The organism is Nocardia vinacea (genome assembly GCF_035920345.1).
Classification (GTDB): Bacteria; Actinomycetota; Actinomycetes; order Mycobacteriales; family Mycobacteriaceae; genus Nocardia; species Nocardia vinacea_A.
In genome coordinates this window covers 2,388,837-2,404,498 of sequence record NZ_CP109149.1, presented here as the reverse complement: position 1 = coordinate 2,404,498, position 15,662 = coordinate 2,388,837, and the positions used below count along the sequence as shown (strand labels likewise).

The 15,662-nt window shown below is 64.7% G+C and carries 13 protein-coding genes and 1 pseudogene; 10 read left to right on the top strand and 4 right to left on the bottom strand.

The window, feature by feature from the left end; translation table 11 throughout:
- Window positions 1–42 precede the first annotated feature (42 nt).
- The 4 genes from OIE68_RS11385 to OIE68_RS11370 all read left to right on the top strand — a co-directional run bounded on the left by OIE68_RS11385 (window position 43) and on the right by OIE68_RS11370 (window position 5,252).
- Entirely contained in the window at window positions 43–1,584 is a 1,542-nt protein-coding gene (locus OIE68_RS11385; protein WP_327099350.1) for a hypothetical protein, read from the top strand.
- Window positions 1,585–1,587: 3 nt separating this feature from the next.
- Window positions 1,588–2,031 carry a hypothetical protein gene (locus OIE68_RS11380; RefSeq protein WP_327099349.1) on the top strand — a complete coding sequence of 148 codons (444 nt, stop codon included), beginning with the start codon at window positions 1,588–1,590 and terminating at the stop codon, window positions 2,029–2,031.
- The gene (locus OIE68_RS11375) at window positions 2,028–3,452 is read left to right on the top strand and encodes an FHA domain-containing protein (protein WP_327099348.1); all 1,425 of its coding nucleotides are present in this window, start codon (window positions 2,028–2,030) and stop codon (window positions 3,450–3,452) included. The genes OIE68_RS11380 and OIE68_RS11375 overlap by 4 nt, the downstream gene beginning before the upstream one ends.
- Window positions 3,453–3,725: 273 nt before the next feature.
- On the top strand, window positions 3,726–5,252 hold the full coding sequence (locus OIE68_RS11370; protein WP_327099347.1) for a sulfatase-like hydrolase/transferase: 1,527 nt from the start codon (window positions 3,726–3,728) through the stop codon (window positions 5,250–5,252).
- 61 nt (window positions 5,253–5,313) lie between these two features.
- Here OIE68_RS11370 and OIE68_RS11365 read toward each other — a convergent pair whose 3' ends face one another.
- Both OIE68_RS11365 and OIE68_RS11360 read right to left on the bottom strand, forming a co-directional pair.
- Entirely contained in the window at window positions 5,314–6,171 is an 858-nt protein-coding gene (locus tag OIE68_RS11365; RefSeq protein ID WP_327099346.1) for an SAM-dependent methyltransferase, read from the bottom strand.
- A 270-nt stretch (window positions 6,172–6,441) separates the two neighbouring features.
- Window positions 6,442–7,308: a LysR family transcriptional regulator gene (locus OIE68_RS11360; protein ID WP_327101635.1), complete on the bottom strand. Its 867-nt coding sequence runs from the start codon at window positions 7,306–7,308 to the stop codon at window positions 6,442–6,444.
- Window positions 7,309–7,544: 236 nt separating this feature from the next.
- On the opposite strand from OIE68_RS11360, the gene OIE68_RS11355 reads away from it, so the two are divergent.
- The 6 genes and pseudogenes from OIE68_RS11355 to OIE68_RS11330 all read left to right on the top strand — a co-directional run bounded on the left by OIE68_RS11355 (window position 7,545) and on the right by OIE68_RS11330 (window position 13,551).
- Complete coding sequence (locus OIE68_RS11355) at window positions 7,545–8,987, top strand: form I ribulose bisphosphate carboxylase large subunit (protein WP_327099345.1); 1,443 nt, start codon at window positions 7,545–7,547, stop codon at window positions 8,985–8,987.
- Window positions 8,988–9,004: 17 nt separating this feature from the next.
- The gene (locus OIE68_RS11350) at window positions 9,005–9,427 is read left to right on the top strand and encodes a ribulose bisphosphate carboxylase small subunit (protein WP_040690447.1); all 423 of its coding nucleotides are present in this window, start codon (window positions 9,005–9,007) and stop codon (window positions 9,425–9,427) included.
- Entirely contained in the window at window positions 9,417–10,514 is a 1,098-nt protein-coding gene (locus OIE68_RS11345; RefSeq protein WP_327099344.1) for an AAA family ATPase, read from the top strand. The genes OIE68_RS11350 and OIE68_RS11345 overlap by 11 nt, the downstream gene beginning before the upstream one ends.
- A 15-nt stretch (window positions 10,515–10,529) precedes the next feature.
- Window positions 10,530–11,594, top strand: a complete 1,065-nt coding sequence (locus tag OIE68_RS11340; protein WP_327099343.1) for a class 1 fructose-bisphosphatase — start codon at window positions 10,530–10,532, stop codon at window positions 11,592–11,594.
- Between the two features lie 109 nt (window positions 11,595–11,703).
- On the top strand, window positions 11,704–12,582 hold the full coding sequence (locus tag OIE68_RS11335) for a phosphoribulokinase (protein WP_327099342.1): 879 nt from the start codon (window positions 11,704–11,706) through the stop codon (window positions 12,580–12,582).
- A gap of 121 nt (window positions 12,583–12,703) precedes the next feature.
- Window positions 12,704–13,551 (top strand): annotated as a pseudogene (locus OIE68_RS11330) (thiolase family protein).
- Window positions 13,552–13,587: 36 nt separating this feature from the next.
- Here the strand turns inward: OIE68_RS11330 and OIE68_RS11325 are convergent.
- Both OIE68_RS11325 and dinB read right to left on the bottom strand, forming a co-directional pair.
- Window positions 13,588–13,947: a PLD nuclease N-terminal domain-containing protein gene (locus tag OIE68_RS11325; RefSeq protein WP_327099341.1), complete on the bottom strand. Its 360-nt coding sequence runs from the start codon at window positions 13,945–13,947 to the stop codon at window positions 13,588–13,590.
- Between the two features lie 120 nt (window positions 13,948–14,067).
- Window positions 14,068–15,318: a DNA polymerase IV gene (gene dinB / locus OIE68_RS11320; RefSeq protein ID WP_327099340.1), complete on the bottom strand. Its 1,251-nt coding sequence runs from the start codon at window positions 15,316–15,318 to the stop codon at window positions 14,068–14,070.
- Window positions 15,319–15,662: the final 344 nt, after the last annotated feature.

Below are 15,662 nucleotides of genomic sequence, written 5' to 3'. Positions count from 1 at the left end.
ATCGAAAGCGGTTGCTAAGTTTCGGCCGGTAGCATCCCGAAAATGCGGGGAGATATCACGCGCGAACTCGTCGAAACCGACGTGTGGACCGACGAGATGGTGGGCCGGGCGGGCATTCCGGTGGTGGACGTTCCGTTCGTGACCATCGGCAGCGGGATCGGATCCTTCGTCACCTACGACACCCTGCGGATCTACGGCGTTGCGGCGGCAGCGATGGCGGTGCTCGGGCCACAGGAGGTGCCGTGGTCGTCCTATGAGTATCTGACGCGGGTATCGCAGATCCCGCGCGGGGAGCGATTGCGCAGCGACTCGGCCTCGATGCCGGACAATATCTGGGGCTTTCCGTCGTATGCGGTGCGCGAGGCGCTGGCGGAAAGAACGATCCGACCGCTGTGGAATGTGTTCACCGAGCCGATCTTCAGCAACTACTACACGCCCAGGGCGGGGCAGGCGTTCGTTGCGATGGAACGGGAGTTCCATCGGATCGGATATGCGGGTTCGTTGCATAAAGGGCATGTGCGCATGGTGCGCAAACGCTACGGCGGTGGGTACTTCAGCGTCCTGACTCCGCCCGTTGGTGCTGCCCCGACCAAGCGGATCGCGTTTCGTAGCACGTACATCCATGTGGGCGTGGGCTATCCGGGGCTGAAGTTGTTGCCGGATCTGCAGGAATATCGGGAGAAGTACCGGGATCCGACGCGCGTGGTCAATGCGTATGAACCGCATGAGCACGTGTATCAGGCACTGCAGCGCAGGCCGGGAAAGGTGATGATCCGCGGCAGCGGGATCGTGGCCAGTCGGGTGTTGCAACGGCTCATCGATGACCGGGACAAACTGCGGCTGAACACCCAGATCCTGCATCTGTTTCGGCACTATGTCGCCGCCGCGCATGGACCGAATATTTTCAGTCGACGCAAGGGCGGCGACGGGTGGTCATATCAGGGATTCAACTATCCGAAGTCGGTATGGGGCGGGCAGCTCAAAGCGAAAATGCGCACGCTGCAAGGGGAACAGCGCGCGCAGGCCTACCAGGAGATGGGCGGGACCAACACCCCGGTGCGCTCGAATTGGCAGGAGCAGCTGCGGCGCGGGCGTAAGGAGGGGTGGTATCAGGTGATGGCGGGCAGTGCGCGCGATCTGCGGCCCGGGCGGGAGCAGGGCGGGGTGATCACCACGATCGTGCCGGATCCCACGGCGGCGCTGCCGCTTCCGCCGCCTACCCAGCCCTTCGACATTTCGGCCGATTACATAATCGACTGCACCGGGTTGGAGGCCGACGTGCGCGAACATCGGTTGCTGGCGGATCTGCTGGATCATGCCGGTGCCGGCCGCAATCCGGTGGGGCGCATGGATGTGGCGACCACCTTCGAGTTGATCGGCACGCGAAGTGGCAGCGGACGCATCTATGCATCAGGTAGTGCGACGCTGGGTGGACCGTTTCCGGGAGTGGACACCTTCCTGGGGTTGCAGATCGCGGCGCGGGAGATCGCGGACGATCTTGCGGCGCTGGGTTTCTGCCAGCGGATGGGGCCGCTGCGCTCGACTCGGCAATGGTGGTTGTGGGCGATGAACAAGAAGATCTGATCAATGCTGCTTACTTTGAACGGGCGGATTCAGACCCGTATGCTCGCGCTCGGCGTGATCGGATTGCTGGTCGCGGTGATCATTACGCCGGTCCTGCCGACCGGACCGCTGTCACTCGGCAATGCCTATCGGGTGACGTTGTCGGTGCTGCTGGCGACCGTGTTCGTCGGCGTACTGTGGGAATTGCTCTACCATTTTCTGCAGCAATTCCGGTGGGAGAAGGACTGGCCCACGCTGTTCGGCTTCTGGACGGTGATCAACGAGGCGGCGCTGATGTGGGTCCTCGTGCACCATACGACCATTGTGCTGCCGCGCGCGTTGCATCCGTCGATGACGGCGTTCCTCATCCAGTTCATCGTGACGTGGATCGTGTTCTGGCTCATCGTGAACGGGCCGATGCGGGTGGTGTTCCATCGGTGGCGGTTCCAGGGTGGGCGATTGCTGTGAGTCGGCAGCTCGAGGTGCTGCCGGGTGGTACGCATCTGATCGCGAACAGCGGCGGTGTCGTGCTGGTCGTCGCGCATCGTTCGGATATTGCCGCCGATGCCGAATCGCGTGCGGCGCAGACGATGACAGCATTGCTCGAGCTGGTGCGAGAAGCGGGTGTCTCGGAGATACCGCGCAGCGGACGCATGTTTGCACGACTTGCCACCACCTGGTTGATGAGCCTGGACGACGAGGACCAAGTCGAATTCGGGGTGATCACCCCTAGCGCGACGGGCGTGGCGTTATATCTGCACGGTGGTGTGACGGCGGTGCTGGAGAGCTCGGATCGCACAGAAGTATTGCGCGGCCGGGATGCCGGATTCACGGTCGACCGCGTGGTGATCCCGGCACCCGAGATCGGGATCGGGCTGTTCGTGGACGAGGGCGGGATGACCGAGTCGGCGCTACCGGGTCGCGGCATCGCCGGACTCGGTGAGGGAACGGTGCCCGGTTCCGGGGCGGTGTTGTGGTTGGGGGTGCCTGTGTCGGCTCGTGCACCGACGATGCGGAGGTCTCCCGGCGTCGAGTCGGTGCGAGATGAGGTGCTTCAGGCCGTGGCATCGGCGGAAGATGTGGGAGCAGCGCCGGGGGTCGAGGACGTGGAACGGCGCGAGTTTCCGAGGCAGCCGGTCGAAGCCATCGATCCGGTGGCGATCAGGTCGGAAAGCGAGGTCGAGCCACAGCCGGAAGGCGGTGCGGTGCGGCCGCCGATCGGGGGCGGATCGGCGGGGAAAGCCGCACCGTGGGAGCGAGCGTCCGCGATGGGCATGGGAAATCTGCCGCCGAGGAATGCGGTGTCGAGCGTCGGGGAACGGCGACGAGTCGGGCTGCAGAAGGGCGTGCAGTCTGAGAACGGCGTGGCGGCAGCGCTGGCGAAGCATTTGGAAAATGGGATGGCCGGCAGTGGTAGGGCTGTCGTTCGGGGATTCATGTGTTCGCGGCAGCATTTGAACGATCCGCGGGTGTCGTTCTGCGCGGTGTGCGGGATTCGGATGGATCAGTTGACCTGCGTGTTGACCGAGGGAGTGCGGCCACCGCTGGGGTTGCTCATGCTCGATGACGGGACATCGTTCGTACTCGATAACGACATCGTCCTCGGGCGGGAACCCGAACATGCCGAGGCGGTGCACCGCGGTGCGCGGCCGATCCGGCTGCCGGACAGCTCGGGCGCGATGTCGCGGGCGCATATGGAGGTTCGGCTGGTCGAATGGGATGTCGCCGTGGTCGACCAGGGCTCGGCCAACGGCACCTACATTCGCATGCCCGGCCACCAGGAGTGGCTCCGCGCCATGCCGAACCAACTGACCACCCTGGCCGCCGGTGCCCAGATCCTGCTCGGCGGCCGCATCCTCACCTTCGACTCCCAACACAGCCAGTTCTGAATTCGTGACGTGGTGAGGCGTGTCGCCGAACGCTGCCCTAGCGCTCGGCGTCGGGCGGTGGAAACCGCTCGTGGTCTCGGACGGCACCTATCGCAATCGCGGGTGCCTGTCGCTGGCCTCGATTCGAATTATGTGGCAGTACCGTGGCTCTGGTGAAATTGAGGAGTTGATGAGAGATCCATTGGCTGGTCGCGCGTCGAAATGCTGTCGATATCGCGTGGCGCGTCGATATGTGGTGTGTCCGGTTTCGATATTCCAGGTAGGGAGTTCTCGATGGATCGGCGTGGTTCGTTGCGTTGGTTGACCGTGGCTGCCGTATCGGTGCTGTCGGTCGCGACGTGCTTGTCGGTGGTGGCGGCGACCCCCCTTCACGGCGATGCTCGTCGCCCCAACATCGTGATGATCCTCGCCGATGACCTCGATGCGATGACCACGCCGGTGTGGCAGGCGATGCCGCGCACCGCCACGCTGATCCGTGACCGCGGTGTCGATTTCACCAACGGTTTCGCGCCGATGCCGATCTGCTGCGCTGCCCGGTCGTCGATTTTGACCGGAGAATACGGGCACAACACCGGCGTTCTCACCAACAGTGGTGAAGTCGGCGGCTTCGAAGCGTTCCGCGCCAACGGCAACGAATCCCACACCATCGCGACATATCTGCACGACGCCGGTTATCGCACCGGGATGGCCGGTAAATATCTCAACGGCCTCGAACACGACCCCGACCACATTCCACCCGGCTGGGACGACTGGAACGCGGGCATCGACAACTTTCTCTACGCCGGTTACAACTACACTCTCAACGAGAACGGCACTCACGTGAAATACGGTGTCGCGCCGAAGGATTACGAAACCGACGTCATCGGCGAAAAATCCGTTCGGTTCATCACCGAAGCCGCCACCACCGGGCAGCCGTTCTTCTGGTACGCCGCCTCCACGGCGCCGCACTTCCCGATCCCGCCCGCGCCACGGCATCTGGCCGAGACCGCGCCGACCGCGGCACCACGGTCGGCGAACTTCCAGGAGCCCGATGTTTCCGACAAACCCAGTTGGCTTATCGACACCGCGGACGCCCGCGCGGCGACGATCGCGGCGACCAACGACATCGACTACACAAACCGGCTCGGCGCACTGAAATCGTTGGACGAGATGGTCGCCGCGATCGTCGATACCCTCGACCGCACCGGCCAGCTCGACAACACCTATCTGATCTTCACCTCTGACAACGGCTACAGCCTCGGCGCCCACCGGCTCACCCAGAAGATGGCGCCCTACGAGGAATCCATGCGAGTACCCCTCGCTGTCGCCGGTCCCGGTATCAGCCACGGCACCACCGATGCGATGGGTCTGTCGATCGACCTCGCACCCACCATCCTCGATTGGGCCGCTCTCGCCACCCCCGACCGGATGGACGGTCGTTCGCTCGCACCGGTGCTGCACGGTGACACCAGCGGCTGGCGCACCGACTTCGCCGCCGAATACGGCGGCCCGGGCGGGAACGGCCGCAACGGCATTGCCCAGGAACAGATCCCGGGCACCGAGACACCGGCGATGTATACCTTCGACATGCCCTCCTGGGTCGCGGTGCGCACCGAGCGGTATCTGTATGTGCGCTGGTACGACCGTGAACGCCCGCTCGCTGACCGCGAATACGAGCTCTATGACCTAGCCACAGATCCCTACCAACTGACCAACCTGATCAAGACGCCGACCGGGCGAGCCGAGCACACCGCCACCATCACCGAACTCGACCATCGTCTCACCGAATTGACCACCTGTGTCGGCCGCGCCTGCCGCTAGGTTCGCGGTGGCTCGCCGGAACGTCCGGCGCGTCCGTCTCGGACTGACCGTGACGGGCCCTCTAGTCGCTTTCGAAGCGGACGATGCCGGACCAGGGGTTGCGGCCGGGTTTGCGTGGGTTGGGCTGGGGGAGATACGTGAATGGGCGCAGGTACCAGGGTGCGCGGTGGAGTTTGCGGGCGTGCACGAGGAGATGTTCGACTTCGCGGGAGCGCCAGCCGAGATCTTCGAAGTAGGCGATGCCGTTGCCGGGTTCGAATTTGAGGGGTGCGTTCTCGAACATCGAACTCGACCGCATGCGATTCATTGCCACGGTGACGTCCATGACCCACCAACGGATCTCCGACCGGGACAGGGCGGCGGCGATGGCGCGGACCGTCTCCTCCTCCAGGTACATCAGCAGACCCTCGGTGAGCACCAAAGCCTTTGTGGCGGGGGAATTTTCGGGACCGAGCGGGCCGAGGGCCCAGTCCAGGAACGCCGCCAGCGCGGCCGGATCGGCCAGGTCGACACCACGGCGGATCAGCGCACAGTGCGGCTTCTCCTCCGCGAGAGCGGCCTCCTTCTCCGCGGTGAGTGCGGGCAGATCGGCCTCCACCCAGACGAAATCGGCCGGCAGGCCCAGGCGGTAGGGGCGGGTGTCGAGTCCGGCGGCGAGATTGAGCACGCGGTCGCAGCCCTCGGCGATGGCGGTCGCGATGAGATCATCGATGATTCTGGTTCGGGTGACGACCGGCCAGCCATTGCGCATTATTCGCGATGCGGCCGCCACCATGGCATATCCGCGTTCGCCGGCCAGGCGTTCGGCGAGCGGATCGTGGAACAGCGCATCTTCGCGCGCGGTCTCCATCGCGCGGTAGGTGGTCACCCAACGCGCGGTATCGGACACATTCGAAATCAACGTTTCCCCGCCAGCCATGCGCGCCAGTCTGGCACAGCGTGGCCCTCTCGTCGGGGCAGGGTGCCTTGGAGGCGTGGCTGTGCCATCCGATAGAATTTCGGTCAGGGAATCGGGCCGCGCGGAACACGATATTCACCGGCTCGTAACAGCGAAACGTGCTGCTGAGCGAGTATTCGGTCCACAATCAACCCAATGGCGAATTCATCGCCGATGACCTGCGCGATCATTGCGATCGCCAGTCGGGTGGAGTCCGGGTGTCGTGCCCCTCGGACTCCACCGCCCGGCGTTCTAGCCGGGGCGGAAGGCGTGAGCGCCCACTTCGGCTGGATCGAGAATGTGGGCCAGGAAGAGGCGGGTTGTGGGGGTGGGGGTGCGAGTGGTGACGGCGTGCCATGGACGGTCCATGGGGGTGCCGTCGACCGGAAGTACTTGCAGCAGACCTGATTCCAGGTCCTGGGCCAGGGCGTCGGTGTGAATGAGGGTCACGCCCAAGCCTTCACGGGCGGCGGCAAGTACCGCACCATGGCTGCCAAGGGTGAGGGTGGGCGGGGAGATTTCGAGGCGGTCGATGAGGCTGAGTGTGGCGTCGCGGGTTCCGGAGCCGCGACCGCGTAGCAGCCAGGTGCTGCGCAGCGGATCGGGACAGCCGGGCGCGCCGACGACCACGAGCTGACTGGGGCGGCGGGCGCGGATGACCAGCCCGGTGTCGCGCGGTGGGCGGCCCGCGATGACGAGATCCGTTTCGTGGTGGTGCAATTCGAGGAACAGCACGTCGCGCGGATGCACCGACAGGCTCAGTTCGATATCCGGATAGCGATTCCGGAATGACGCCAGCGGCCCCAGCAGCACATACTCACCCGCCGTTGCGACTACACCGATCCGCAGCTTGCCGGTTTCGGCCCGGCGTACCGCGGCATTGGCCTCCTTCATCAGGCCGAGGATGGTGCGGCAGTATTCGGAGTAGATGCGCCCGGCCTCGGTGAGCGCGATACCCCGCCCGGCCTTCGCGATGAGCTTTGCCCCGAGCTGCTTTTCGATGTGCGCGACCGCCGCGGAGACGGCGGCCTCGGTGATGTGCAGCTGGGTGGCGGCGCGGCGAATGCTGCCCTGCCGAGCCACGGCCAGGAATGTTTCCATCCTTGCCGCACTCACCATGCCCACGATTCGACGGTATCAAACTCAATGAATCCGTTGAGTATTCCGAGGAACAATCAAATTGTTTGTCATCGACAACGCCGTCATCCTTGAACCCAGTAGGCGTTCACCCCACGTCTCAGGCGCAGCATCCCGCACAACACCCGAGCCGAGGTGTCCTGCTCGATATCCGGGCGCGGGTGCCTCGCGCACCAGTTCCCGAGCGCGGATCACCCGCAAAACCGAGCGGAGCAATGATGACCGACGAAACCGAACCCAACCGCTGGGATCCGGGTGTCCACTCCTACGCCTCGATGGGTTACTACGCCCCGGATTATGTACCCAAAGATACCGATGTCCTCGCCGTCTTCCGGGTGACCCCGCAAAAAGGCGTGGATCCGATCGAAGCCGCGGCCGCCGTCGCGGGCGAATCCTCCACTGCCACATGGACTGTCGTATGGACCGACCGTCTCACCGCACACGACCGCTACCAGGCCAAGTGCTACCGCATCGATGAGGTTCCCGGCCGCCCAGGCGAGTATTTCGCCTATGTCGCCTACGATCTCGACCTGTTCGAAGAGGGTTCGATCACCAACCTCACCTCCTCGGTCATCGGCAATGTCTTCGGCTTCAAGCCGCTGCTGGCACTGCGCCTGGAGGATATGCGGATTCCGGTGGCCTACGTCAAGACCTTCCAGGGCCCGCCGCACGGCACCGTCATGGAGCGCGAGTACCTGAACAAATACGGCAGGCCGCTGCTCGGTGCGACAGTGAAGCCGAAACTCGGTCTGTCCGCGCGGAATTACGGTCGGGTGATCTACGAGGCGTGCAAGGGTGGCCTGGATTTCACCAAGGACGACGAGAACATCAACTCCCAGCCGTTCATGCGTTGGCGCGACCGGTATCTGTTCGCCATGGAGGGCGTCAACCGTGCCACGGCCGAAACCGGTGAGATCAAAGGCCACTACCTCAATGTCACCGCGGCGACCATGGAGGATATGTACGAGCGCGCCGAGTTCGCCAAGCAGCTGGGCAGCGTCGTGATCATGATGGACCTGACGGTGGGATTCACCGCCATGCAGTCGATGTCGCACTGGGCGCGGCGTAACGGCGTATTGCTGCACTTGCATCGGGCCGGGCACTCCACCTACACGCGGCAGAAGACGCACGGCGTGAGTTTCCGGGTACTGGCCAAATGGTGCCGGCTGATCGGCGTCGATCACCTGCACGCGGGCACCGTGGTCGGCAAGCTCGAGGGCGATCCGGCGACCACCAGGGGCTTCTACGACACGTTGCGGGAGAACCACATTCCCACCAATCCGGGCAACGGCATCTTCTTCGACCAGTATTGGGCCAGTCTCGGCGGAGTCATGCCGGTGGCCTCCGGCGGCATTCATGCGGGCCAGATGCACCAGTTGCTCGACCTTTTCGGCGATGACGTGGTCTTGCAATTCGGCGGCGGCACCATCGGGCATCCGCTCGGCATCGCCGCTGGAGCGGAGGCGAATCGGGTGGCGCTGGAGGCAGTCGTGAAGGCCCGCAACGAGGGTCGCGATTTGCTGAAGGAAGGTCCGGATGTGCTGCGCAAGGCCGCCGAGATCTGCCGCCCGCTCGATGTCGCGCTTTCGACCTGGGGCGATGTCACCTTCGACTACACCTCCACCGACGCGCCGGATGCCGTGCCGACGGCCAGCCGCTGAACGACAGGACTCCGCACATGTATCTGCGCCACGGAACCTTCTCGTATCTGCCCGAACTCACCGACGCCGAGATCGCGGCTCAGGTGCGTTACGCCTTGCTCAACAACTGGCCGGTGTCCATCGAATACACCGATGATCCGCACCCCCGCAACGCCTATTGGGAGATGTGGGGGCTGCCGCTGTTCGATCTCGACGAGCCCGACGGTGTGCTCGCCGAGATCGACGCATGCCGCAATACTTTCCCGCGACACTACATCCGGGTTCTCGCCTACGACGCCCGCTATGGCAGACAGACCACCGCACTGAGCTTTCTGGTGCAGCGTCCCGTCGATGAGCCCGGATTCCTGCTGACTCGCACCGAGGGACCGGACCGGCGCCAGACCTACGGCCTGCACTCGTATGCCACCGACGAACGGTCGGGTACCCGGTATGGCGGCTGAAAGGTCGAGCGCGGCAAGCGGTTTCCGATTGCACCGGCCCGGTGCGGACGACGGCAGGCCGGTACGTGCGGTGCCGGCGGACACACCGCCGGAGGAGCTGCTCGCCGAGGATGCGGTGCTGGATCTGTCCAGCGATATCGCGGGCAATGACGTCGCGGACGTATTGACCAGGCTCGATGCCGAACTCGTCGGTCTGGCGAACGTGAAGCGGCGGGTGCGTGAGATCGCGGCGCTGCTGCTGATCGATCGGGCCAGGCAGCGCTTCGGCCTGCAAGCCTCTCGGCCGACGATGCATATGAGTTTCACCGGCGGCCCCGGCGCCGGCAAGACCACCGTCGCCCTGCGGATGGCCGAGATGCTGCACGCGCTCGGCTATATCCGTAAACCCGAGGTGCACACGGTAACTCGCGACGATCTGGTCGGCCAGTTCATCGGACACACCGCACCCAAAACGAAGGAGGCCCTGGCCAAGGCGGCCGGGGGAGTGCTGTTCATCGACGAGGCCTACTACCTGTTCCGCCCGGAGAACGAACGTGACTACGGACAGGAAGTCATCGAGATCCTGCTGCAGGAGATGGAGAGCGAGCGCACCAGCCTGGTGGTGATCTTCGCGGGCTATCCGGATCGGATGGACAAGTTCTTCTCGGCGAATCCGGGATTGTCCTCGCGGGTGGCCCATCATCTGGAATTCAGCGACTACACCCACGACGAGTTGGTGCGCATCGCCGAACTCATGGTGGCACGGGACAATTTCCGGTTCGACGACACCGGATACGCCGCCTTCGGCGAATATCTCACGCTGCGAATGAGCCGCCCCCGATTCTCCAATGCGCGCAGCGTGCGCAATGCCCTGGACCGCTGCCGGTTACGGCAGGCCAAACGGCTGGTCGAACTGCGGCGACCGCTCACCAAAACCGACCTGATCACGCTGACCGACCGAGATGTCTACGGCAGCAGCGTATTCCGCGGCGTGAGCGACGGGCCCGGAGGCGGTAGCTCGCGTGAGCACGCAGGGCCCCGGGAGCGCCGCCAATCGGACACAGCAGGACAGCAGCCGGATGGGCCGACCGCACGGGCGCCCGCGTGACGAGATCGAGAACTCATGCCAGAAGGACTGAAGACCCTCACCCGATACACGATCGAGGAGGAGCACCGGCATCCCGGATCGTCCGGTGAATTCTCCGCTCTGGTGAATGTCGTCGCGACCGCGACGAAAATCATCGCCAACCAGGTGACCAGGGGTGCCATTGTCGGCTCACTGGGCGCCTCCGAACCCGATAACCTGCCGCCGACGGTGCACCGCAAACTCGACGCCATCGCCAATGACATCATGGTGTCCGAGACCCAATGGACGGGGCATCTGTCGGCGCTGTTATCGGAGCAGATGACCGATATCCATCCGGTGCCCGACGTGCATCGGCGCGGCAAATATCTGCTGGCCTTCGATCCGTTGGACGGATCCTCGAATATCGATGTAAATCTGCCTGTCGGAACGATTTTCAGTGTGCTGCGGGCACCGGACAACGGTGCGCCGAGTACCGCGGACTTCTTGCAGCCGGGGGTGCGGCAGGTCTGCGCGGGATTCACGCTGTACGGGCCGGCGACCATGCTGGTGCTCACTACGGGCAGCGGCGTCGACGGATTCACCCTGGATCGGGAGATCGGCGCATTCGTTTTGACCCATCCGCGGATGCGAATCCCGGAGGATACTTCGGGATTCGCGATCAATGCCGCCAATGAGCGGTTCTGGGAACGGCCGGTGCGGCGGTATGTCCACGAATGTCTCGACGGTGTGGACGGGCCACGGGGGCGGGATTTCAATATGCGCTGGGTCGCGTCATTGGTCGCCGATACCTTCCACATCCTCACCCGCGGCGGGGTCTACCTCTATCCATACGACACTCGGCGGCCGGGGCGGGTGTCGTTGCTGTACGGCGCGAATCCGATTGCCTACATCGTCGAACAGGCCGGGGGCTGGGCGACCACCGGCGGTGATCGAGTGCTGGAGGTGACGCCGGAGCAGGTGCATCAGCAGGTACCGCTGATCTTCGGTTCGCGTAATGAGGTCGCGCGGATCGAGCGCTATCACAGCGAGCCCGAGGAAGGGCCCAGCTTCGACAGTTCACTGTTCGGGTCGCGGTCGCTGTTCCGTCCGGCCGGGCGCTGAAATCCCCGGCGTGCGAGCGAAGCGCCCGGAGGCGGTAGCGCAGCGTGACCACGGGGGGGGCACCGGGAGCACCGCAAATTGAACACAGTCCGGCAATCGAGGAGGTGTCATGTCGGTCAAACATCCCGTCGTCGCCATTACCGGCTCATCCGGTGCGGGCACGACCAGTGTCACGCGGACCTTTCAGGAGATATTCCGTCGCGAAGGCATCAATGCGGTGATCGTGGAGGGGGATTCGTTCCATCGCTACGACCGTAACGAGATGAAGCTCGCGATGGCCGAGGCGGAGCAGAGCGACAATCGCACCTTCTCGCATTTCGGTGAGGAGGCGAATCTGCTGAAAGAGTTGGAGACGCTGTTCCGCGATTACGGTGAGACCGGCGTCGGTTCGGTGCGCAAATACTTGCACGACGAGTTGGAAGCCAAACCATACGGGCAACCCGCAGGCACCTTTACGCCGTGGGAGGATCTGACGCCGGGCAGCGATCTGCTGTTCTACGAAGGCCTGCACGGCGCCGCCGTCACCGATTCGGTGAATGTCGCGCAATACGCGGATCTACTGGTCGGGGTGGTGCCGATCGTCAACCTCGAATGGACCCAGAAGGTGATCCGGGACAAGACCGAACGCGGCTATTCCAGTGAGGCCGTAATCGATACGATCCTGCGCCGCATGCCCGACTACGTGAAATACATCTGCCCCCAGTTCTCCCACACCTACGTCAACTTCCAGCGCGTCCCCACCGTGGACACCTCGAACCCCTTCATCGCCCGCACCATCCCCACCGCGGACGAAAGTTTCGTCGTCATCCGCTTCGCCGACCCCAAGGTCATCGACTTCCCCTACCTGCTGTCCATGCTGCACGACTCCTTCATGTCCCGCCCCAACTGCATTGTCGTCCCCGGCGGGAAAATGGATCTGGCCATGCAACTCATCTTCACCCCGCTGATCCTGCGGTTGATGGATAAGCGCCCCAAGCGTTCTCGCTGATGGTGTAGCAGCATGCGGGTGCACGCCCAACGGGAGTCGCGGGGGTGAGGTGGGGCGGCGTACAGTGTCATAAGTTAATCGTCGTTCGCATGGACGATCGCAGACACAGTAGGGAGCCGTCATGACATCCGCGGTTATTGTCGACGTTGTTCGCACACCCTCCGGGAAGGGGAAACCCGGTGGTGGGCTCGCGGATGTGCATCCGGCGACACTGCTGGCAGAGGTGCTGCGGACCCTGGTCGAACGCAATGACCTCGATCCGGCACTCGTCGATGATGTGATCGGTGGTTGCGTCACCCAGAGTGGTGAGCAGGCGCTCAATATTTCGCGCACCGCAGTGCTGGCCGCCGGGTTCCCGCAGTCCGTGCCCGCGACCACTGTCGATCGGCAATGTGGGTCCAGCCAGCAGGCCGCGCATTTCGCGGCGCAGGGTGTGATCGCCGGTGCCTACGACATCGCGATCGCCTGCGGTGTGGAGTCGATGAGCCGGGTCCCGATGTTCTCCAACGCTCAGGGTAAGGACGCCAACTGCGGTCCGCTGGCCCACCGCTTCCCGGAAGGTCTTATCGGACAGGGTATTTCGGCCGAAATCATCGCCCAGCGCTGGAAGCTGGACCGCGAGACGCTCGACGCGTTCGCCGCCCGCTCGCACCGATTGGCCGCTGAAACCGCCGCGGCTGGCGGGTTCGACAGCGAACTCGTCCCTGCGGGCACGCTCACCGCCGATGAGGCCATCCGCCCGAGCACCACCGCCGAAGGTCTGGCCGGACTGCGCCCAGCCTTCGCCGACGATGAACTCGAGGCGCGTTTCCCGGAAATCGAATGGTCCATCACCCTCTTGGCGCCTCCGGCACCCGTATCCTCGCCACCCTGGTCAACCACCTCGAGCAGTCCGAAGGCCGCTACGGCCTGATGACGATGTGCGAAGCAGGCGGCCTCGCCAACGCCACCATCATCGAACGCCTCTGACCGCGTCGGTGGACCGCTCGCGCGAATCGAGGACGCTTACAGTTCGCCTTGTTCGCGCCGGCGCTCTTCCTCCTGGCGGCGGGCCTCGCGGCGCTGCGACTCGGCGCGTTCACGCAGGCCGCGCAGGAAAGCTTCGTCATCGTCCGGATTCTGTGGGACGTAGCGGCCGGGCCGGTCGTATTCGGCGTAGCGGGTGCTGGAACGCGGGCCGCCTTCGCGCAGTGGGCGGCCCGCGAACAGCCACAACAGTGCGCCCACGGTCGGCACCAGGATGACGACGATGAGCCACGCCAGCTTCGGCAGATTCCGGATGCCCGCATCGGGGCAGGTGATGATGTCGACCAGGCAGTAGACCCACAGGGCCACTGTGATCAGGCCGAGTAGTGCGTATGGCATCGAAATCTCCTCGGACGCACGGCAACAGCTATGGCCTGCTCATCCGTGGTTTCCGAAAGTTCGATGGTCACCCCCCGCCGAACCGGCCTGCATGGAGGATACACGGCGCGTTCGAGCGCATCAGTCCGGCAGCAGTGGGACCGAGAGGCCTTCGCCGCGACCGATGAGGGCGGCACGGGTGACGGCGGCCGAGCCGAAGCGGCGGCGCAGGTCGTCGAGCGTGGCATCGAGGGTGTTGGTGGCGCGGGGTTCCAACGGCAGGGTGAGTTGGACGGCGTCGGCGTTGTCGAGGTTGGTGAGAGCCAGCCCGATGAGGGTGAGGCCGCGCTCTTGGATCATGGGCATCGCGGTGCTGAGTAAGGTGCGCGCGGCGTAGAGGATGGTTTGGGTGTGATCGGTGGCCTCGGGCAGGGTGTGCGAGCGGGTGGCACGGGTGAAATCGTCGAAACGCATGCGCAGCACCACGGTTCGGGTCACCCGGTCGGCCGCGCGCAATCGGCGGCCGAGGCGGTCGGTGAGGCCGTGCAGGTAGGCCTCGACCTCGTCGGGTGATCGGTGCCGACGACCGAGTGCGCGTTGCGCGCCGATGGAGCGGCGGCGGACGCCGGATTCGACGCGCCGCGGGTCGCGCGCCCAGGACAGGGCGTACAGGTGCCGTGCCGCGGCGGGTCCGAGAATGGCGCGCAACGGTGATTCACCGAGTTCGGCGAGTTGACCGATGCGGGTGATGCCGTGTTCGTGCAGGGTGCGGGAGGTGACTTCGCCGACGCCCCATAGTCGTTCGACCGGCAGCGGATGCAGGAAATCGAGTTCGAGTCCCGGAGGCACCAGGCGCAACCCGTCGGGTTTGGCAACCGCGCTGGCCACCTTCGCCAGGAATTTCGTCCGCGCGATACCGACCGAAATCGGCAACCCGACCTGCTCGCGCACCGCATCCCGCAACCGCCGCCCGATCTCGACGGGTTCGCCCGCGATCCGCCGCAGCCCACTCACATCGAGAAACGCCTCGTCGATCGAAATGCCCTCGACCACCGGCGTCGTGTTGTGGAAGACCTCGAAGACGGCCTTGCTCGCCTCGGCATAGGCCGACATGCGCGGCGGCACCACAATTGCATGTGGGCAAAGCCGCAGCGCCGCACCACCATTCATCGGCGTACGCACCCCGAACGCCTTCGCCTCATAGCTGGCCGCCAGCACAACGCCGCCACCGACGATCACCGGCCGCCCCCGCAGCCGCGGATTATCGCGCTGTTCCACCGAGGCATAGAACGAGTCGAGATCGGCATGCAGGATCGACGCCTCGGCCCGCGGCTCGATCCGCGGCCGTCGGGAACGCGGCGACGTCGAGCGGACAGACCTGGACACGAACATATGTTCGCATAGATCGCCCTCTCGCGAGTCAAACTTCTTGGCAGGGCTGCTCGGTTTACGCTCCGAGCCCATCGAGCCGGGAAGGAGCCGATCCTGTGGCCAGGTCACGGCGGTTGAAGGTTCCGGTCGAGGACAAGGTGCGGGTGGTGTTGTCGGTGCTGGCCGGGGAGATGAGTGCCGCGGAAGCTGCCAGGCGGCGCGGGTGAGCACGGCATCGGTCGGCAAGTGGAAACAGGCGTTCCTCGAGGCCGGGACCAAGGCTCTGGACGATGACGCTCCAATGAGGGCGCACCGTTGCTTGTGTGGCGAACATACTGGCCGGTTCGGCACCGATAACGATGACG